16 protein-coding genes are annotated in these 20,327 nt (G+C 59.3%); 14 read left to right on the top strand and 2 right to left on the bottom strand.

What is annotated here, in order from left to right:
- Window positions 1–414 precede the first annotated feature (414 nt).
- The 12 genes from C1711_RS05335 (at window position 415) to C1711_RS05280 (ending at window position 13,235) form a co-directional block, all read left to right on the top strand.
- Window positions 415–1,221, top strand: coding sequence for a trimeric intracellular cation channel family protein (locus C1711_RS05335; protein WP_234346278.1), 807 nt, complete (start codon window positions 415–417; stop codon window positions 1,219–1,221).
- Between the two features lie 263 nt (window positions 1,222–1,484).
- Window positions 1,485–2,948, top strand: a complete 1,464-nt coding sequence (locus C1711_RS05330) for a DUF4013 domain-containing protein (protein WP_102338112.1) — start codon at window positions 1,485–1,487, stop codon at window positions 2,946–2,948.
- Window positions 2,949–3,328: 380 nt separating this feature from the next.
- Window positions 3,329–3,622: a 30S ribosomal protein S6 gene (gene rpsF, locus C1711_RS05325; RefSeq protein ID WP_006721899.1), complete on the top strand. Its 294-nt coding sequence runs from the start codon at window positions 3,329–3,331 to the stop codon at window positions 3,620–3,622.
- A gap of 57 nt (window positions 3,623–3,679) precedes the next feature.
- Window positions 3,680–4,165, top strand: a complete 486-nt coding sequence (locus C1711_RS05320) for a single-stranded DNA-binding protein (protein ID WP_102338111.1) — start codon at window positions 3,680–3,682, stop codon at window positions 4,163–4,165.
- Between the two features lie 62 nt (window positions 4,166–4,227).
- Window positions 4,228–4,494 carry a 30S ribosomal protein S18 gene (gene rpsR / locus C1711_RS05315; protein ID WP_102338110.1) on the top strand — a complete coding sequence of 89 codons (267 nt, stop codon included), beginning with the start codon at window positions 4,228–4,230 and terminating at the stop codon, window positions 4,492–4,494.
- A gap of 12 nt (window positions 4,495–4,506) precedes the next feature.
- A complete protein-coding gene (rplI, locus tag C1711_RS05310; RefSeq protein WP_102338109.1) occupies window positions 4,507–5,040 on the top strand; it encodes a 50S ribosomal protein L9 in 534 nt (177 codons plus the stop codon).
- A 629-nt stretch (window positions 5,041–5,669) separates the two neighbouring features.
- Window positions 5,670–7,058, top strand: coding sequence for a replicative DNA helicase (gene dnaB, locus C1711_RS05305; RefSeq protein ID WP_407641531.1), 1,389 nt, complete (start codon window positions 5,670–5,672; stop codon window positions 7,056–7,058).
- Window positions 7,059–7,206: 148 nt separating this feature from the next.
- The gene (locus tag C1711_RS05300; RefSeq protein ID WP_102338107.1) at window positions 7,207–8,499 is read left to right on the top strand and encodes an adenylosuccinate synthase; all 1,293 of its coding nucleotides are present in this window, start codon (window positions 7,207–7,209) and stop codon (window positions 8,497–8,499) included.
- 20 nt (window positions 8,500–8,519) lie between these two features.
- Complete coding sequence (gene purD, locus C1711_RS05295; RefSeq protein ID WP_102338106.1) at window positions 8,520–9,827, top strand: phosphoribosylamine--glycine ligase; 1,308 nt, start codon at window positions 8,520–8,522, stop codon at window positions 9,825–9,827.
- Window positions 9,828–9,961: 134 nt separating this feature from the next.
- Window positions 9,962–10,615 carry an NUDIX domain-containing protein gene (locus C1711_RS05290; protein ID WP_102338105.1) on the top strand — a complete coding sequence of 218 codons (654 nt, stop codon included), beginning with the start codon at window positions 9,962–9,964 and terminating at the stop codon, window positions 10,613–10,615.
- Window positions 10,616–10,617: 2 nt separating this feature from the next.
- The gene (locus tag C1711_RS05285; protein ID WP_102338104.1) at window positions 10,618–12,393 is read left to right on the top strand and encodes an ABC transporter ATP-binding protein; all 1,776 of its coding nucleotides are present in this window, start codon (window positions 10,618–10,620) and stop codon (window positions 12,391–12,393) included.
- A gap of 2 nt (window positions 12,394–12,395) precedes the next feature.
- Window positions 12,396–13,235, top strand: a complete 840-nt coding sequence (locus C1711_RS05280) for a hypothetical protein (protein WP_102338103.1) — start codon at window positions 12,396–12,398, stop codon at window positions 13,233–13,235.
- Window positions 13,236–13,766: 531 nt separating this feature from the next.
- On the opposite strand, the gene C1711_RS05275 is transcribed toward C1711_RS05280, so the two are convergent.
- Window positions 13,767–14,633 (bottom strand): PfkB family carbohydrate kinase, encoded by an 867-nt coding sequence (locus C1711_RS05275; protein ID WP_102338102.1) that lies wholly within the window; start codon window positions 14,631–14,633, stop codon window positions 13,767–13,769.
- 530 nt (window positions 14,634–15,163) lie between these two features.
- Here C1711_RS05275 and C1711_RS05270 point away from each other — a divergent pair.
- Window positions 15,164–16,858, top strand: coding sequence for a phospho-sugar mutase (locus C1711_RS05270; protein ID WP_102338101.1), 1,695 nt, complete (start codon window positions 15,164–15,166; stop codon window positions 16,856–16,858).
- Window positions 16,859–17,248: 390 nt separating this feature from the next.
- Here C1711_RS05270 and C1711_RS07750 read toward each other — a convergent pair whose 3' ends face one another.
- Complete coding sequence (locus C1711_RS07750) at window positions 17,249–17,542, bottom strand: hypothetical protein (RefSeq protein WP_159060062.1); 294 nt, start codon at window positions 17,540–17,542, stop codon at window positions 17,249–17,251.
- A gap of 680 nt (window positions 17,543–18,222) precedes the next feature.
- On the opposite strand from C1711_RS07750, the gene C1711_RS05260 reads away from it, so the two are divergent.
- Window positions 18,223–19,890: an amidophosphoribosyltransferase gene (locus tag C1711_RS05260; RefSeq protein ID WP_102338099.1), complete on the top strand. Its 1,668-nt coding sequence runs from the start codon at window positions 18,223–18,225 to the stop codon at window positions 19,888–19,890.
- Window positions 19,891–20,327: the final 437 nt, after the last annotated feature.

Here is a 20,327-nt window from a genome sequence, read left to right as displayed (position 1 = left end):
GCGGGCCCGTGCGGCTCGCTTTTTTCAAAAATGACGGAAATGTGCAAATCTTTTCGGACGTGCCGAGTATAGGCGGATCCGGTACCCATTCTACCTGCGGTTTTTGCAAATAAAAATCGCCGTCTACTCGGGAAGGCGGAAACATTTTATGCATTTCCGTCGTTTTTGTTCCCGCGCACGGATTCGAACCCGGGGAGGGCGCTCCATAGTTCCGTTGCCTATGGTTTTCTGCGCTTTGAGAGCTTCAAAAAGCAAGAATTCATAGTCAACGCCAAGCGAGCATAGGTAACGACGATTGGGCGCAGGTGACGGCAACCGGATATAGGGCAACCGGATGTGGTTCATGGTCGTGGCGTCGGCGCGTTGGGCTAAGATGGTGACGTTGTTGTTGCCCGGTTGCGCAGGAGGGCCGCTGTGGATCAAATCGTGCTTGCTGTGACGCAAAGCGCCATATCGGTGACTCCCGTTCCGGTCAAGCTGTCGATTCCCCTTGCGTTTGAGATGGTCGCCATGATCGTGGCGTCGGCATCGGGCGTTCTCACTGCGCGCGAAAACAAACTTGACCTCGTTGGCGCCATCGGCCTGGGATTGATTTGCGCTCTCGGCGGCGGACTCATCCGTGACGTCATCCTGCAAAAAGGCGACGTCTACATGTTGTCGCAGCCCCTTGCCGTCCCCGTTTCCCTCGCTGCCGCGATAGCGACGTTCGTGTTCCCGCGCATCGTCGAAAAACCGGACCGCCTCATCGCCACGCTCGACATTTTTTCCGTCGGTCTGTTCGCCGTGATGGGCGCCGACAAAACGAACTATTACGGCTTTCCCATGATCATCTGCGTCGTGATGGGTTTTCTCACGGCAGTGGGCGGCGGCCTGCTGCGCGATGTGTGTCTGGCGCGCGTGCCCGGCATTTTCCAGCGCGGAAACCTGTACGCCCTTGCCGCGATTGCCGGCGCGTTCAGCTATATGGCGCTGCTGGAATATGCCGGCATGTGGAATATCGCCGCTGCCCTCATTGCTACCTTGCTTACCATGCTCATTCGCTGGTGGTCCGTCCGCTACAACATCATGAGCCCGACTGAGGTCGATTTGAGCAAGGTGAAGAAGGTTGCCGCTCCCATTGCGCGTCCTATCCACCATCTGAGCAAAAAGCCTGGCGTCTCGCGTGAATCTGATCGTGAACCCAATCAGGAGCCGGGGTGTTCTGATGAGGAGCACGCCTAACAGGGACTGAAGCGCTCTGAAGAGGAGCGCTGTCAGTGGGGAGCCTGCACATTCTGTCGAAGAGTGCCGCCAACGCGCGACGCAATCCTGCCAACACAAGCCGCCAACGCGCGATTTGGTTAACCTCGGCTTATGCAGCGCTTAAATCGCACTTAATACCTCTGTTTTGCGCGCCTCGCATCGAATATGGGATATACACTGGACGTAGTGAAATCGAGCGTCCTCCCATTTGCGGGCAGGGCGAAGAAAGATGAGGTGCACCTATGCAGACTCACGATCCGAGTTTTGCGTCGTCATGGCGTATGCTCACACGCGACAAAGGCTGGATTAAGCCTTTGCTCGTACTGACGCTGGTCGGCTGGATTCCCATTTTGGGACAGATCGCCGTTTTGGGATATGCCCTCGAGTGGGCCCGTCTGACTGCGTGGGGTGTCGAGGCCGCCCCTAAACAGCACGGTGTTGATTACGGCAAGGTGCTTTCCACGGGCGGCCGCGCGTTTTTGGTGACGCTTTCGCTTGGCTTTGTGGCGGCCATTGTGATGAATATCGTTTTCCCGGGATCGTTCCTTATGGCGGTTGACGGGTTCTCGTATTTTGACATCCTCACGGATGGGGCAGAGGCATCTTTGGGCGGCTTCATGCTCATTGTGTATTGGGTTGTCATGCTGCTTTCCGAGACATTCATTGCGGCCGCTACGCTTCGCGCCACGCTTTACGACAGCTTCTCCGCGGGCTGGCGCCTTGATCGTCTGTTCCAGATGGTCACGCGCGACTTCAGCGGTTTTTTGAAGACCTATTTGGTTTCGCTTATCGGCGCTGCGATCAGCTTTGTCTACAACTTTGTCGTGAGCGCGCTACTGGGTATTTTTGTCGCTGGCGGCATTTTCGGCGCGATTGGCTTTGTGGGGATGAGCGGTGCGATAGGCGAGGAAGAGCAGATTATCCGCAGCCTGCTGAGCTGGGGAGCCGCCCCGGCATTGCTTCTTGTGGTGCTGGCCATTGCGCTCGGGTTTATTGGCGGTGTGATTAGCACGGGCATGAATCTGGTGTCCATCAATGCCGTTGGGCAGTGGTTTGCCCGCTTTGACGTGAGCCGCTGGGGCGTCTCCGCTGCTCCGTTGCCCAGCGACGTTCCGCATAAGGGCACGGACTGGCAGGGCGCTGCGCCGAGTGCCCCGAATGCGCCCAATACTTCCAATGTGGCGAGCTCTAATATGCCCAGCTCTGGCACGCCTGGATATGGCGCGGTCGACCCCGACCCGGCTCCCACGACCCCTGCGGCTCCCGTGGCTCCTGTGGTACCCGTAGCTCCCGTGGCCGAGGCGACGCCGACTTCTCCGACGGTTGCTCCCAATCCCGTTGCGCCCGGCGATCCGGTTGAGGTCGCGCCTCTTTCCGTGGTCGACGCGGCACCGGCACATCCCGAGCCCGAACTTGTGGATGCATCTGATGATGTCGAGGCTTCTGGGGCGACGGTGATCGAGCTCATGCCTCCTGTTGCGCCTGCGCGTGAGCCTGTTGCGTCCGAGCCTGTTGGGGCTGTCGAGACCGTTAAGGCAGAGGTTCTCGAATCCGAGGCGGTTGCTCCCGTAGAGGCAGAGGCAATTGCGTCCGATAGCGATGCCGCCCCTGCGAAACCGGAGCCTGAACCTTTCAAGGAGCCCATCGCCCTTGGCCCGATTACCTCGGATGATGATACTTCTGAAGAAAACGGCCCCATTGCATAACTAACGTATTTGCAGACCCTGTGAAGAGCTATTCGCCCCGTATGTGGAGTTGCGTTGAACAATTCCCGTACGGGGCATTTTTCTAGCTCAATATCCACGCGTTGGACCTGTGCATATTGGAACGAGATCAGCGCCATGTGAGGTGCGCGTTCGGGTTTTTGGGATTTGGGTGGGAAATAATGTCGACACGCCATGAGAGACTTTCGACGTGGCGAATCACATCAACATGTGAGTGCAGACACGTGTGAAAGTGTGGAAGTCATGGGGTGCGACCGCGAACACCTTGCAAGATGTGCAGACTCGGCTATAGTTAGCACGTCTTTTCCTGCTTCGGGCGCACCTTCACGACCCGAAGCCGTTTGTCCAGAGGAGGTGACCACATGAAGGCTTATGAACTGCTGTTCTTCGTTGACCCTAACCTTGATCCCGAGACTCGTCTCGCCGTGATGAAGCGCATCGACACCACGATCGCTGAGGGCAATGGTAAGGTCGACAACGTCGACGAGTGGGGCAAGCGCAAGCTCGCTTACGCTATCGACAAGCTCACCGAAGGTGACTACACCCTCATCAACTTCCATGCAGACCCGGCTTCCATCGCGGAGCTCGATCGCGTGCTTCGTATTACCGACGCCGTGATTCGCCACATGATCGTCCGTCGCGACGACCAGGAGTAGATCGTTTGCATGGATGTAGTGCGCTTGCGCGCACTACGCGAGAGGTAGTGAACACGTATGAGCATCAATCGAGTCAACATTTCCGGTAATCTCACCCGCGACCCTGAGCTGCGCGCTACTGCGAGCGGTACCCAGGTGCTGAGCTTCGGCGTAGCCGTGAACGACCGTCGTCGCAACCAGCAGACGGGCGAGTGGGAAGACTACCCGAACTTCGTGGACTGCACGATGTTCGGCAGCCGCGCAGAGGCTGTGAAGCGCTACCTCCAGAAGGGGTCGAAGGTCGCGATCGAGGGCAAGCTCCGCTATAGCTCTTGGGAGCGCGACGGACAGAAGCGTTCCAAGCTCGAGGTCATCGTCGATGAGATCGAGTTTATGTCGCGTGGCCAGCAGAGCGACGGTGGCTATGCTCCCGCACAGTCCTACGGCAACCAGTCTTATGGTGGCCAGGGCGGTTACGCACCTGCTCCGCAGCCGGCTCCGGCGCCCATGGCGGCTCCGGTTCCCCCTGCGGTCGACGTCTATGATGAGGATATCCCGTTTTAAGGGATGAACACGTGGTAGTGCGGACAGAGAGCTCGCGCTGCCGTCACGAAAGGTATTGAGACATGGCTAATGATTATTCTGCACGTCAGCCGCGTCGCAAGTACTGCCAGTTCTGCAAGGAGGGCACTGAGTACATCGACTACAAGGATACTCAGCTCCTCCGTAAGTACATGACCGACCGCGGCAAGATCAAGCCGCGCCGCGTCACTGGCGCTTGCACGCAGCATCAGCACGACATCGCGAACGCTATCAAGCGCGCCCGCGAGATGGCTCTTCTGCCGTACGCCGTGCCTGTGGTGTCCACCCGCGGTCCTCGCGACAAGAAGTAGGGGAGGATACCCATGAAAGTTATTCTGCTTGACGAGATCAAGGGCAAGGGCGGCGAGGGCGACGTCATCGACGTTGCTCAGGGTTACGCCGAGAACTACCTGATTCCGCAGAAGCTTGCCGTTGCTGCCACCAAGGGCAACCTGAAGCAGCTCGATGAGCGTCGCAACAACATTGAGAAGCGCGAGGCCGTTCGCATTGCCGACGCCAACGCTCTCAAGGCTAACCTCGAGGGCCAGAAGGTCGTCGTCGAGGCAAAGGTCGGCGAGGAGGGCATCCTCTTCGGTTCCGTTACCGCCGCCATGATCGCCGACGCCGTTAAGGCTCAGCTCGACATCGATGTCGACCGCAAGCGCATCGAGCTCGGCAAGCCCATCAAGGTTGCCGGTACGCATGAGGTTTCCATCTCCATTTATCGTGAGATCCGCACCTCCATCGTCGTGCTCGTTGGCGTTGAGGAGCCCGAGGCTGAGGAGACCGTTGAGGTTGAGGCTGAGGCTGAGACCGAGGTTGTCGAGGAGACCGAGACTGAGGCTGCCGCCGAGTAGGCAAAAGCTTTAGTCGGTTTCATGTCCGAGAGGGCATAAATGAACCCACTTGAGGGGGTCGAATGCAGATAGCATCCGACCCCCTTTCTTTTTCTGGTTCCACACAAATCTCCCTGCGGGTTGGATAAAAAGCTCGCATTATTAAGAAATCCACAGGCAGTGAGGGCCGAATACTCAATTCATGTGGGAAACTTCGGCTGGCGGGGCATTGGAAGAGGTTCAACCCGTTCTTTAAGGTTGCAAGGCATCTACCTGCAGGTTCTTCAAAAATAGGCTATTTACCTGCGTGTTCACTATTCCTCCATATATGTGCTTTAACCAAAGACAGCGCTGAACAGGTATTTTTCACATAACCGCAGGTCATCCATGGGGCTGTGGATAACTCGTTTCCACGATTTTCAAAATTGTGGAAAACGTTGAAAACCATGATTTGCCCAGATGCGACCGCGCCAGTTATCCCCAACAAAATGTGGACTACGAAAACCCCTCGTAGAAGGCTTGATAGAAAAGAAAAAACTGCTTGCACAAACTTTCTCATCTTCTAGTATGGAGACCCCGACATATTGCCAAATTGCGCAAATGCGCATGTATCTGGCATATTTTGACGTACAGGAGAGCACATGGAAGTTATGGGCGGCTACGGCTGGCCGCAATCGGGTTCGGCTGACCGCGGAGCGCTGAAGGGCCTTCCCAACAACACCGAGGCGGAGGCAAACGTCCTCGCCGCCATGCTTCTGTCTGGCGAAGTGGTGGAAGAAGCGCTGGTCGAGCTGTTGCCCGACGATTTTTATCGCCCCTCGCACAAGACGATTTTCATCGCTATGGGCGGAATGTACGAGGCCAACACGCCGATCGACTCCATCTCGCTTATCGACTGCCTGCGTTCCATCGACAAGTTGGAAGCGGTGGGTGGCGAGGCGTACGTTCTTGAGCTCATGGGAAATACGCTGGCGCTCGCCAACTGGCAGCACCATGCCAAAATCGTGCGTCGCGATGCGATGCTGCGCGAGATCATCGGCGCGACCAACCAGATCAGCGCCCTTGCCTACGACGCTCCCACGGATACCAAAGAGGTCATCGAGCGTGCTGAGAGCATGCTGCTTTCGGTTACGGGTCGCGAGGTAAAGAGCGCGTATAGGACGCTTTCCGACTTCATGGACGAGGCATATGCGGAGGCTGAGGAAGTCGCCGCCGCCGGCGGTGAGGTCCACGGCGCTCCCACGGGGTATCCGTCGCTCGACCGCATGCTCATGGGCCTGCGCGAGGGCCAGCTTGTGGTTGTGGGCGCCCGCCCCGCTGTGGGTAAGACCTCGTTCGCTTTGAACCTTGCGCTCAACGCCGCTGCAGAGGGCTACACCGTGGGCTTTTTCTCGCTCGAGATGAGCGGCAAGGAAATCGCCCAGCGCTTCATCTGCGCTCAGGCGATGGTAAACATGTCCAACTTCCGCACCGGCCGCATTTCCCCGCAGGAATGGGGCAACATCAACGAGGCCATCCGCGAGCTCGGCAGTCTCGACATCCTCATTGATGACACGCCGGGCACCACGGTGACGGAGATTCGCGCCAAGGCGCGCCGCATGCTGCACAACAAGCAAAAGTCGCTGATCATCCTTGACTATCTGCAGCTCGTGAATCCGCCTGCGGGAAGAAACTACGGCGGCAACCGTGCGTTCGAGGTCTCCGAGATGAGTCGTGGCCTCAAGATCATGGCCAAGGAGCTGAACGTTCCCGTCATCATGCTTTCGCAGCTCAACCGTTCGCTCGAGGGTCGCACGGGAAAGCGTCCGCAGATGAGCGACCTGCGCGAATCGGGCTCTATCGAGCAGGACGCCGACATCGTCATGCTGCTCGATCGCTCAACGAGCGAGGCCGAGGCTGAACGCGATGACCGTCCCGATTTCGGCGTGACGCGCGTAATCGTTGCCAAGAACCGTTCGGGCCCCATCGGCGACGTGGACCTCATGTTCCTGCCGGCGTCCACCAAGTTCTACGAGCTTGAGCAGCACGCTGTTGAATAACGGTGTTGAACTGCGTGCGGACTACGCGCCGCACGCAGAGCTGTCTATAATGTGAATGTTGGCGCGTTGCCGCCATGTGCCGGAACAATCCGGCACAGCTCAAAATCCGCGCGGGCACAGGGTCCGCGTGCACGGAAATGGAGTAATCATGCCGTCTACAGTGCTGGTGGGAACCCAATGGGGCGACGAGGGCAAAGGTAAGATTTGCGACTTGATCGCTTCTGAGTTCGATTGCGTTGTTCGCTACCAGGGCGGAAACAATGCCGGCCATACCATCGTGTTGGGTGACAAAAAATACGGTTTGCATCAGGTGCCCTCGGGCATCATGTATCCCGATTGCATCTCGGTTATCGGCAACGGTTGCGTGGTGAATCCCGCCGTGCTGCTCGAGGAAATCGACATGTTCGAGGCAGATGGCATCTCCACCGCCAACCTCAAGGTTTCCGGCAACGCACACATCATCATGCCGTATCACATCGACCTCGACGGCGCCTTCGAGGAGCTGCTGGGTGCGAACAACATCGGCACCACCAAGCGCGGCATCGGTCCGTGCTATCAGGACAAGATGGCTCGCATCGGTCTGCGCATGCAGGACATGCTCGACGAGGAAACGTTCCGCGCCAGGCTCGACGCCGCCCTCGAGCGCGTCAACCCGCAGCTCGACCGCCTCTTCGGCCTGCCCACCTATACGGTCGATCAGATTTGCGAAACCTACCTGCCCATGGCCGAGCGCCTGCGCCCCTATATCTGCGAGTCGAGCCTCCTACTCAACGACCTTATCGACGAGGGGAAGAAGATCCTGTTCGAGGGTGCTCAGGCAACACTGCTCGATATCGACCACGGTACGTACCCGTTCGTGACCTCTTCCAACTGCACCGCGGGCGGAGCCGTTACCGGCTCTGGCGTGGGTATGAAGAACATCGACCGTGTGCTGGGCATCATGAAGGCCTACATCACGCGCGTCGGCTCCGGCCCCATGCCTACCGAGCTCGACTACGAGACGAACGAGGCTGGCCACACCCTCACCGAGGTCGGTCATGAGTATGGCGTGACCACCGGCCGTCGTCGTCGCTGCGGTTGGTTCGACGGCCCGATCGCCCGCTTCTCCACGCGCGTGAACGGCCTGACCGACATCGCGCTCACCAAGCTCGACGTGCTGGGCGAGTTCGACACCATCAAGGTGTGCGTTGCTTACGATTGCGACGGCGTGCGCTACACCACGGTGCCCGAGCACATGACTGCTTTTGCCAACGCGGTTCCCGTGTATGAGGAGCTGCCTGGCTGGAAGTGCGACATCTCCGACTGCCGTACGTTCGACGAGCTGCCGCAAAATGCAAAGGACTACGTTGCCTATATCGAGAATCTCGCCGGATGCAAGATCTCGTTCGTTTCGGTTGGACCCGATCGCGAGCAGACCATCGTTCGCTCGTGGGATAAGTAGCGTTGTATCGAGGAGGACGCATGAGCGCACTTGAGAACCCCATTGACATCCTGCTGCTCGGCAGCGGCGGTCGCGAGCACGCGCTCGCCGTCAAGCTTGCCGCTTCTCCGCATTGCGGCGCGCTGTACATCGCCCCGGGCAACGGCGGAACGCTCGCCGTGGGCGAAAACGTCGCGCTTGACGCCAACGATCCCGTGGCTGTTGCCGATTTTGCGCGCGAGACCGGCTGTGGCTTGGTGGTGATCGGCCCCGAGGCCCCGCTCGTCGCCGGCGTTGCCGACGCTGTACGCGAGGCGGGTATCCCGTGCTTTGGCCCGGGTGCCGAGGGTGCGCAGATGGAGGGTTCCAAGCTGTTCTCCAAGCAGCTCATGGATCGCGCTGGCATCCCCACGGCTGCCTATGGCTCCTTTACCGATGAGGTTTCCGCGCTCGCATATGTGCGCGAGCAGGGCGCTCCGCTTGTGGTGAAAGCCGACGGTCTTGCAGCGGGCAAGGGCGTCATCGTGGCTACCGAGCTCGAGCAGGCCGAGGAGGCCGTGCGCGAGTGCTTCGACGGCGCGTTTGGCGAGGCGGGCAATACCGTGGTCATCGAGGAGATGCTCGTTGGTCCCGAGTGCTCGCTGCTTGCGTTTACCGACGGCGTGACCGTGCGTCCTATGGCGACCTCCCAGGATCACAAGCGCGCGCTCGAGGGCGACAAGGGCCCCAACACGGGTGGCATGGGCGTGTACAGCCCGGTGCCCATCGTGACCGACGAGGAGCATGCGGCGATGTGCGCCGTTATGGATCAGACGGTGGCTCAGCTTCGCGCTGAGGGCATCGACTATCGTGGCTGCCTCTATGGTGGCTTCATGCTCACGGCCAACGGCCCCAAGGTGCTCGAGTTCAACGCCCGTTTTGGTGATCCCGAGACCCAGGTTATCCTGCCGCGCCTTGAGAACGACTTGGTTGAGGTCATGCTCGCGTGCGCTGAGCAGCATCTGGACGAGATCGAGCTGTCCTGGCGCGACGAATGGGCGGTTTCGGTGGTGCTCACCTCCGCCGGCTATCCCGGTTCGTACGAGAAGGGCAAGGTCATCACGGGTATCGAGGATGCCGAGGCCATGGAGAACGTGACGGTGTACCACGCCGGCACCGCCATGACCGACGAGGGCGAGCTCGTCACTGCCGGTGGTCGCGTGATCAACGTGACCGCGCTGGGCGAGACGTTCGAGGCCGCACGCGATTTGTCCTACGCCGCCTGCGAGGAGATTCAGTTTGAGGGTAAGACCCTGCGTCACGACATCGGCCTGCGCGCCCTGCGCGGACGCGCGGGTTGGGACGCGTAATTCGAACAACAGTGCTCTTGACGTGCGGTAAACATGCCGGTTAACGGCAAATGCGCACGTGGGAGCTAACGGCTATGTTGCATGTTCGGAGCCTGGCTCTGGGCATGCAACTTGTTTTGAGGGGTGAAACGGCAATGGATAACGACACCTACAGCGAGGAGCTTGAGGCCGAGGTCATCGAGGACCGAGACGAAGACGTCGAGGACCCTGAGACGCAACTTGTTTTGGGCGATGACGACCCCCGCGATGCCGGCCTGCACGAGCGCATTCTCTCCGAAGACCAAGCTTGGCGTGGCAAGATGCTCGATGTTCGCACGCTCGAGGTCGAGTTGCCCAACGGCCGTCACACCGGACGCGACATCGTCCGCCACCCCGGCGCTTCGGCGGTCGTCGCCCTCACCGAAACCGGCAAGATTGTGCTGGTGCGTCAGTACCGTACGGCCATCGATCGCGTGACCGTGGAGATTCCTGCCGGCAAGCTCGATTTGGGCGAGGACCCGGAGGATTGCGCACGTCGCGAGCTGCTTGAGGAGACGGGCTTCAAAGCGGGTCGCATCAACTTGCTCACCAGCATCGTTCCGAGCCCCGGGTATTGCGATGAGCTCATTCACATCTACATGGCGACGGGCCTGACGTTCGTGGGCGCCAACCCCGACGACGATGAGTTCGTCAACGTGGATCTCGTTCCACTGCATGAGCTCATCGACGCCGTGCTCGACGGAAAGATTCAAGACTCGAAGACGGTTATCGGCGCGCTTGCGTGCGACGCCGTAGCGCGAAGGCTCTAGGTATGCTGCGTCGTTTTCTCTCATATTACGGACCTGAAAAGGGATGGTTTATTGCCGATACGCTCTGCGCGCTCACGTACGCGGGGATTGACTTGGCATTCCCAGTCATTTTGCGCGAGCTGACGGGCGGCCTGTTCACCGAGGGCGCCGAAGCCATCATGGGTTCGCTCACGTACCTGGCCCTGGGCCTTGTGGGCTTGTACCTCATCCGTACGGCGTGCGTGTACTTTGTGGCGGCTCAGGGCCACGTTATGGGTGCCCGCATGGAGTCGCGCATGCGCGAGGACCTGTTCGACCAGTACGAGCGGTTCTGCTTCGCGTATTTTGACGCGCACAACTCCGGCGACATGATGAGCCGCGTGGTAAACGACCTGTTTGACATCAGCGAGGGCGCGCATCACCTGCCCGAGTGGATCATCATCTGTGGAATCAAGATCATCGGCGCGTTGGTCATCCTTTTCACCATCTCGCCGGTGCTGGCGGGTGCGCTCACGCTGGTGACCGTGGTGTTCGTGAGCATCATGGTGCGCCAGAACCTTCACATGCGCGCGGTGTTCGCCGACAACCGCAAGAAGATCTCGGAAGTAAACTCGCAGCTCCAAGATTCGTTTGCCGGTATCCGCGTGGTGAAGTCCTTTGCCAATGAGGAAACCGAGCGTGCGAAGTTCCGCGTGGCGAACGGCCGCTACCTTGCCTCCAAGATCGAGCAGTACACCGTGATGGGCGGCTACCAGGCGACGAGCGCCATCATGACCGCCGCACATTACATCACCATCATTGTGCTGGGCGGGCTGCTGGTGGCGCAAGGTGAGCTGTCCGCCGTCGACATGGCGACGTTCGCGCTTTACATCAGCCTGTTCACCGGCCCCATCGAGACGCTTGTCAACTCCACGGAGATGTTCCAAAAGGCTATCGCCGGATTTAGGCGTATGGACGAGGTGCTCGCTACGGCCCCCGATATCCAGGACAAACCCGATGCGTGCGACCTGCAGGTAACCAAGGGCGCCATCGAGTACCGTGACGTGTGCTTCTCCTATCCCGATGCCGAGATCGGCGAGGACGGAAAGGTGTCCGAGCGGCCGGTGATCGATCACTTGAACCTTTCCATTCATCCAGGCGAGACGATTGCGCTGGTCGGGCCTTCGGGCGGTGGCAAATCGACCACGTGCTCGCTACTTCCGCGCTTTTACGACATCAACGCCGGTTCGATTTCCATCGACGGTCAGGATGTGCGCGACGTGACGCAGGAGGGCCTGCGCCGCGCCATCGGCCTGGTGCAGCAGGACGTGTACCTGTTCGACGGCACGCTGCGCGATAACATCGCCTATGGTCGTCCCGGAGCAAGCGATGCCGAGATCGAGGACGCGGCTCGCAAGGCAAACATCCACGAGTTTATCGCCTCGCTGCCCGAGGGCTACGATACTGTGGTGGGTGAGCGCGGCGGCCGTCTTTCCGGAGGTCAGAAGCAGCGCGTTGCCATCGCCCGCGTGTTCCTCAAGAACCCGGCGATTCTCATCTTGGATGAGGCGACCTCGGCGTTGGATAACGAAAGCGAGGAGGCTGTCCAGGAGTCGCTCGAACGCTTGGCCGCCGATCGCACCACGATTATCATCGCGCATCGCCTTTCCACCATAAAAAACGCCGACGAAATCGCAACCGTCGAGCGTGGTCGCGTTGTGGAGCGCGGTACTCACGAGGAGCTTCTCGAGCGTGGTGGCACGTATGCCCGTTACTATCGAATGCAGTTTGAAGGGGCGCGCGCCCGCGACGTGAGGTAGGAATGGCAAAGAAGCAGAACATGACTCCTGAAGAAGCGGAAGAGCTCTTCTCGCAGCTCGATGCCTCCGGCGTGCTCGATCCCAATTGGAAGTCGCTCGATAAACGCACGCGCGAGACGCATTCCGCCATCGACCCCCTTTCCGAGCAGGATCCTTCGGGCTCGCAGGTTGCCAAAACCATTTCGCGTACGGCCGTTTTCGTGATTGTGGGCGTGTTCGTCTTCGTGCTGGGCATGCAGATCGTGTATGGCGTGAGCCGCCGTTTGAACACGGCGAACTTGTCCGATCGCGCCAATGTTGAGACCGTCGCGCATGCCATGGAGTCGGGTGTTGAGTGGGGTAACGGCTTTACGCAGTTCCCAAGCGATTTTACGGTTGATGAGGCGAGCGAGAAGACGGGCGTTATCGAGGTTTCCGTGGTTGATACGGATTCGGCAAATGAGCTCGAGCTGCTTTCCAACTCACAGATTCAGGCGAGTGCGCTTGCCACCAACGCGTTGCTCAACGAGAAGATTAGCCGTGTGGAATACAACGTGTACGCGCTCGTTGACGACAAGGGCGCCATTCAGACCGATCGCCTTTTCGGCTTTTTCCCCGCTCATGGGACGCGTCGTGCAATGCTGACGTTCGTGTGGACCAAGTCGCAGTCCGATACGGCCTCCAACATCGACTGGGAGCTCAAGATTATCGGCATGGACGACGATTTGGCTGAGGATATTCAAAAACAGGTCAATTCGGTGAGTTCCATCGCCGAAGATCCCGGTGTGACCCAGGGTGAAATCGATGAGGAGAGAGCGCTGGTCGAACAAGAGCGCGGGGCGACGGTCACGGCAGCCGAGTAGAAGGCCGAGTAGGGCGCGCGCGGGGCGCATTCAAAGGCGGTTTGCTATAAAACTTTCGATATTCGGAAGGTTAAAACTGACTCGCCGAGTAGACGGTGGTTTTCTCTAGAAATACGGTGCCGTTCCTGCAGGTAAGCACTTTATCAAAGTGCAGTGTACTTTGCCTTGTCCAACTTACCTTCCGAATATCGAAAGTTTGTAAAACTGGGACCCGTGCATAGGGGCGGATCGGCGATGAGTGGTATCACATGGCCACGGACGACGGCAGCCCATGCAAAAAAGGGGCGGGCTCCGCATGCGCCCGTATGCTCGCCGTTAATGCATGGTGGTTCGTGAATAAAATGGACTGGTCCGAGCGTGAAACCCTAATAATGGCTGTCGGTTGGGGCGGCCAACACAAAAGGGGCGGACGCTCGCTTTCAAGCGATTCCACAGCCGTGAAACGGCGAGGAACAGCGAGAAAGCTCATGTCAGCCCCGTACTGAGCGCAATGGCAACCAAAGCGCCTCAGGTGTTTGCCTCGAAACTCCGTTATCCGAGCAGCGCAGTGACCTTGCCGAGCGTGGGCTCAAACGAAACGCCGCGCATCTCGAAATCGGGCTGCTCGCGGGTGACGATCATGGCGTCGCGCACCAGTTCACCAGCGAATTCGACCGCCTCACGCGTGCTGCGACCGGTGTAGATTGCCGCGGTCAGAGCGCTGGCAAACAAGTCGCCCGTACCATGCAGCATGTACGGCAGCAGCTCGCTGGAGACCTCCTCCACTGTACCGTTGCCCTCAGTGCTGGCGATATAGTTGCGAATGATGCTCTCACCCTCGTGCACGACACCCTTGAGGACGACCGTTTTTGCACCCATGCCGAGCAGCGCATCCATGTTCTTCTGGATAAACGCGGCGTCAACGTCCTGCCCCTCATAGGCGATACCCGTGAGGATGGATGCTTCGGTGAGGTTGGGAGTGAGTACGTCGGCACCCTCTACCAGGCCTGCCATGGCCTGGCACAGCTCGTCGGTGTAGGTGGGGTACTGAACGCCGCCGTCGCCCATGACGGGGTCGACGATGCGCAGGGCATTGGGGTATTCGCGATAAAGGCGCTGGATTACGGCAACCTGTTCGGCGGAGCCGAGGAATCCCGAGTAAACGCCATCGAGTTTGATGCCCTCTTGCTTCCAAGCGTCGAGATACGGCATGAGAATCTCGGTGGTGTCGTGCATGTAGAAGACGGGGAATTTGGTGTGGGCGCTAAAAAGCGCTGTTGGCACGGGGCACACATCGATGCCGGCGGCGCTGAGGACGGGGATGGCAACGCCAAGTGAGCATTTGCCGTAGCCGCACATGTCGTGCACGGCTGCCACGCGCGGGATATACGCGCCGTGGCGTGAATACAGGTTGGTCATGCGATTTTCCTTTCCGCGGACTTATGGACCAGCGTACGGTGCTTAAGGATAGTTCTTTTGTTCGTCAAGTACTGCTGTGTTCGAAAAATTCACGTGAAGGTTCGGGCGGCAAACGTCAGTGGCGCGGGGTCGCCGGGGCCGTGAGGGCCCTTGGCGAGCGGGGTCAGGTGGCAGGCGCTGGGGCGGCGCGTCGGAACGTAGCATCTTGATGCAAGATGTCGTGATGCAGTATCTCGATGCTGGGCGCCGAGGTGTGTGGACGAAGCGTGGCATCCCGGTACGAGGTGTGTGGACGAAGCGTGGCATTCTGGCGCGAGGTGTTGGGGCGCGATATCCCGATGTGGCGAACCGGAACGCAGCATGCTCCGCTCGCAATGTCAACTCCACATCCCAAAAATGCCGCCTACCGCAAAGCTAGGGAATAGCGGGCCGCACACGCGTATCATTGAACAAGACCGCCGGTCTGTGCGGTCCTTACGCATGTGAATGGGCGCACCGCGGATGCGCGCGGCAACTAGAAAGGTGAAAGCATGGCAGACGTACATGAACTTCTCTCCACATGGATTGAGAATGTGAAGGATGAGGAGCTACTCGCCGAGCTCAAAGAGATGCAGGCAGCGGGCGATGAGGACGCCATCACCGATGCCTTCTTCCAGGATTTGGCTTTTGGCACTGCCGGCCTGCGTGGCACGATCGGCGCCGGTACCAACCGTATGAACATCTACACGGTCGGTCGCGCTACCCAGGGTTTCGCCGATTATCTGGTTAAGAATTTCGAGAATCCTTCTGTTGCCATTGCGCGCGACAGCCGTAACAAGGGCGAGTTGTTCGTCAAGACCACGGCCGCCATTCTTGCCGCCAACGGCGTGACTTCGTATGTGTATCCCAAGATCGAGCCAGTGCCCACGCTCTCCTGGGCCACGCGTTATCTCAAGTGCTCCGGCGGCATTGCCATGACGGCCAGCCACAACCCCGCGCCCTACAACGGCTACAAGGCCTATGGCCCCGACGGCTGCCAGATCACGTCTGAGGCCGCCGACGCTATCTCCGCCGCCATGAATGCCGCCAACCCGTTCACTGACATCAAGACCATGGACTTTGACGCTGCCGTTGAGCAGGGCCTGGTCAAGTGGATCGACGACGAGGTGCTCGACGCGTACTACGACGCCGTGGTGGACAAGTCCGTGAGCAACCTTACCGATGAGCAGGTTGCCGGCGCTCCCCTCAAACTCGTGTATACGCCGCTCAACGGCACGGGCCTCATCCCGGTTACCACCGTGCTCAACAAGGTAGGCGTGACCGATATCACGGTCGTCCCCGAGCAGAAGGACCCCAACGGCGACTTCCCGACCTGCCCGTACCCCAATCCCGAGATTCGCGAGGCCATGCAGAAGGGCATCGAGCTGTGTCAGGAGGTCAAGCCCGACCTGCTGCTCGCCACCGACCCCGATGCCGACCGCGTGGGCGTGGCGTGCGCCGATGGCGACGACTACACGCTGCTGACCGGCAACGAGATGGGCGTTTTGCTGATCGACTACATCTGCAAGATGCGTGCTGAGCGCGGCGAGGACCTGTCGAACAAGGTTGTCGTGACCACCATCGTGTCCTCCGCCATGGTCGATGCGCTGGCCGAGGAGTACGGCTTTGAGCTGCGCCGTTGCCTCACGGGCTTCAAGTACATCGGCGACATCATCACGGGCCTGTCCGACGCGGGGGAGGTCGACCGCTTCATCTTCGGCTTCGAGGAGAGCTACGGCTACCTCTCGGGCGACCACGTGCGTGACAAGGACGCGGTCAACGCCTCCATGCTCATCTGCCAGATGGCTCAGTACTACAAGCTGCAGGGCATGAACCTGGTGCAGGCCATGCGCGCGCTGTACAAGAAGTACGGCTACTATCACAACAAGACGGTTTCGCTGAGCTACCCCGGTGCCGACGGTGCCGCCAAGATGGCCGACCTCATGGCCGGTCTGCGTGCAGAGACACCTGCGGAGATTGCTGGCATGAAGGTCGAGGCTGTGCTCGATTACGCGACGTGCGTCAACGGTCTGCCCAAGGCAAACGTTGTCGAGTTCGATCTTGAGGGCGGGAACAAGGCAATCGTGCGTCCTTCCGGCACCGAGCCCAAGATCAAGCTGTACATCTTCGCAACGGGCGAGGATGCCGCGTCTGCCGATGCGCTGGTCGCCGCTATTGAGGAGAGCGGCCGCAAGCTGCTGTCGTAATTGGCGAGATTGATACTACGCCCGAGCTGGTGTAGATGAAGCGCCGTCCGCTACCGTAACAGGAGCGGGCGCTTATGGTCGCTGTCCCTCGATTGGGGCGGCGGCCATTTTGTTGCCTATGGCCTTTCGCCGTTGCCTGTGTTTTCCTGCATTTTAAAGCTCTCAAATGGCAGAAAGCCATAGGCAACGGCAGCCGACCATGGGCAATGCGGACGCCGACGAGCGTCGTTTCGGGTGGGGCAGCGGCCTCTTTTCTTCAAAATTGACGGAAATGCGCAAATCTATTCGGACATGGTGAGTAGAGGTAAATCTTGCACTCGTTCTACCTGCGGTTTTGCTATTCAAAATCGCCGCCTACTCGGGAAAACGGAAACAATTTATGCATTTCCGTCAATTTTGTTTCTCACGGCCGCATGCCGCTATCTTCCCTGCGCTTTTCTGCCAAATAATATCGTCAAAATGAAGGAAATCATAGGTGATGGCATATTGGTTGATTTTTATGCCATCCGCACCGCTATCGCAGGAAGAACCACCAAACAAGGGCGAGGACAATAGCGGCGATGATGAGGATGACCAGTAAAATCTGAACGAGGCGCTGCTGCCGAGCTTGGCGCGAAGAAAAAATCGCCCTGCCTCGTTTTGGCGTGGAGAGATAGCGACTGCGAAGCGGCTGGCTGCCGCCATTTCCCTGCGGACATCCCTGTGTTCGGACATGCAGTCCGGGGCCGGTGGTCGAAATATGGACCTGACCTTGTGGAACAGGCGTTTTACGTCCCTGCATCGAGCGTGCGTACGGGTTGTCGACCGGTGGTAGATACTCGGGGTCGTTTGTGGCAACACCCATATGTTTGCGCGTACGTTGATAGGGAGCGCGCACGGGACCGCTGTTCTCGGGCGGGTAAGGGGTGGGCGTTCGGCGCTCGTCCATGGAAACCTCGCAAGCTTCTGACCACAATAGTGCCATTGTATGGTGTTTTCACGTCAACAGGGCTGTCGATGAGAAAATCCCGTTCCTCCACTGCGCCACCATGGGTTTTCAGCATGCAGGTCATGGGGTTCGCGGTGTGTGACCATGGCATGCGACAGGTGCGTCTGTTGTCGCATTCGCATCGCATGGGGAACGCCAACGCGTTCATCCCGTGTGCGTGACAGACGCATCTGCCATGCGCGCACCCGCGCCGCAAATGCGCGTGATTCGTCGCCCGTCGCACCTCGTACGGGATGGCACGACATATGCGAATTTCGATGCGCACGTTATCATTTTGGTTACAAGATGTGTGCGTCGAGAAAAACGTTTTTGCGCAACCGCGCGTGCGTATAATGGGTGGGTAACGCCGCTACAAGGTACATTGAGGAGAGACTTCATGTCGTTTGACACCGCTTCGCCTGTTTCCGCTGTGTCCGATCTCGAGGCCGATCAGCTGCACGAAGAGTGCGGTGTTTTCGGCGTCTGGGCCCCCAACCGCGATGTCGCCCGATTGACGTTCTTCGGCCTGCGTGCTCTGCAGCACCGCGGCCAGGAGTCGGCAGGTATTGCCGTCGGCGACGGCGGTACCGTTATGGTCCGCAAGGATCTGGGCCTCGTTACCCAGGTGTTTTCCGACGCCGATATTTCGTCGCTTTCCGGCGAGGTCGCCGTTGGCCACGTACGCTATGGTACCGCCGGTGCCAAGAGCTGGGAGGAGTCCCAGCCGCACCTGGCAACAATCGGTGAGGTGATCATTGCACTTGCCCACAACGGCACGCTGGTGAACACCGACGAGCTTCGTCGTCAGCTCATCGACCTGGGCGTTCCGTTCAATTCCGACTCCGACTCCGAGGTTGCCGCCAAGCTCATCGGCTACTTCACGCAGGAGACCAGCCATTTGCGCGAGGGCATCCGCAAGACCATGGAGCTCGTGCGTGGCGGCTATGCGATGGCGCTCATCAACGAAGAGGCGCTCTACGCGTTCCGCGATCCGCACGGCGTTCGTCCGCTCGTGCTCGGCCGCCTTACCAACGACGAGGGCGTTGCCGCTGCCGACGCCGTCGCTGCCGCCTCTGTGATGCCGAGCGAGAGCAACAGCGCCGATGACCTGGTGGGCGAGGCTCCGAGCGAGGACTTCGCCTCCGCGGGCGGTTGGGTCGTTACGTCCGAGACCTGCGCGCTCGACATGATCGGCGCCGAGTACGTGCGCGACATCCGACCCGGCGAAATTCTGCGCATCAGCGCCGAGGGCCTTGTGTCCGAGCAGGGCGTTCCCGCTGCCGAGACCCCCGCGCACTGCATCTTCGAGCAGGTGTATTTCGCGCGTCCCGACTCCATCATGGACGGAAAGTCCATCTATGCGTGCCGTTACGACATGGGCCGCAAACTTGCGCTCGAGGCTCCGGTCGATGCCGACCTCGTTATCGGCGTGCCCGATTCGGGACTGCCTTCCGCCGAAGGATACGCATATGAAAGCGGCATTCCCTTCGGTACGGGCCTCATCAAGAATCGCTACGTTGCCCGTACGTTCATCGAGCCTACGCAGGAGCTCCGTGCCATGGGCGTACGCCTCAAGCTCAACGCGCTGCGCGATGTCGTTGAGGGCAAGCGCATCATCGTGATCGACGACTCCATCGTGCGTGGCACCACCATGGTACAGCTCGTGCGCATGTTGCGTCAGGCGGGCGCCAAAGAGATCCACATCCGCATCAATTCGCCGGAGGACATCTGGCCGTGCTTCTATGGTGTCGATACGGGCGAGCAGAGCCAGCTCATCTCCGCCAGCAAGACGGTTGAGGAAATCTGCGAGTTCATCGGCGCCGACACACTCGCCTTCCTTTCGGTCGAAGCGCTGCTCCAGTGCGTGCCCGATACCGGCTACTGCACCGCCTGCTTTACCGGCGAGTATCCCGTGGCGATTCCCGACAGCTTCGGCCGCGACAAGTTCATCGAGGGCTATCAGCCGCGTAACCTTTCGCGCCCGCTTCCCATCTCCGACGGTGTGATTGAGGAGAAGTACCACGACCGCAGCTGGGAAGAGAAGCACGCTCCTTGCCAGGCGTAAGCACTTGGCGGTGGCGATGAGGCTCCAAAGAGGATGGTTCCAGGAACTCCGTTGAAACATAGCATGTGAAATGAAGGGCGCGCCGTTTGAGTGCGCCCTTCGGCTTTGCATTCGGCGCCGCGCTGCTGATGCTCACCATCGTCGTATGTATTGCCATTTGCGGCTTTGCGGCACTGCTGTAAGTTTTTCCCTGGCGGGGTGCCGTGTGGCATCCCGCTTTTTGCAAAAATGACGGAAATGCGCAAATCTACTCGGACATGGTTGGTATGGGCAAATCTGGCACCCATCCTACCTGCGGTTTTGCTATCAAAAATCGCCGTCTACTCGGGAAGACGGAAACGATTTATGTATTTCCGTCATTTTTGTATTCGATGCCGCACCACTCACGCTCACGCTGGCGCGTTTTCGACGTTATTCCGCCCGTGCCCCCCGCTGGC

The organism is Collinsella provencensis, assembly GCF_900199705.1.
In the GTDB taxonomy this organism is placed as follows: Bacteria; Actinomycetota; Coriobacteriia; order Coriobacteriales; family Coriobacteriaceae; genus Collinsella; species Collinsella provencensis.
The sequence above is the reverse complement of the archived record's forward strand: the minus strand, read 5'-3'. Positions and strand labels throughout refer to the sequence as shown.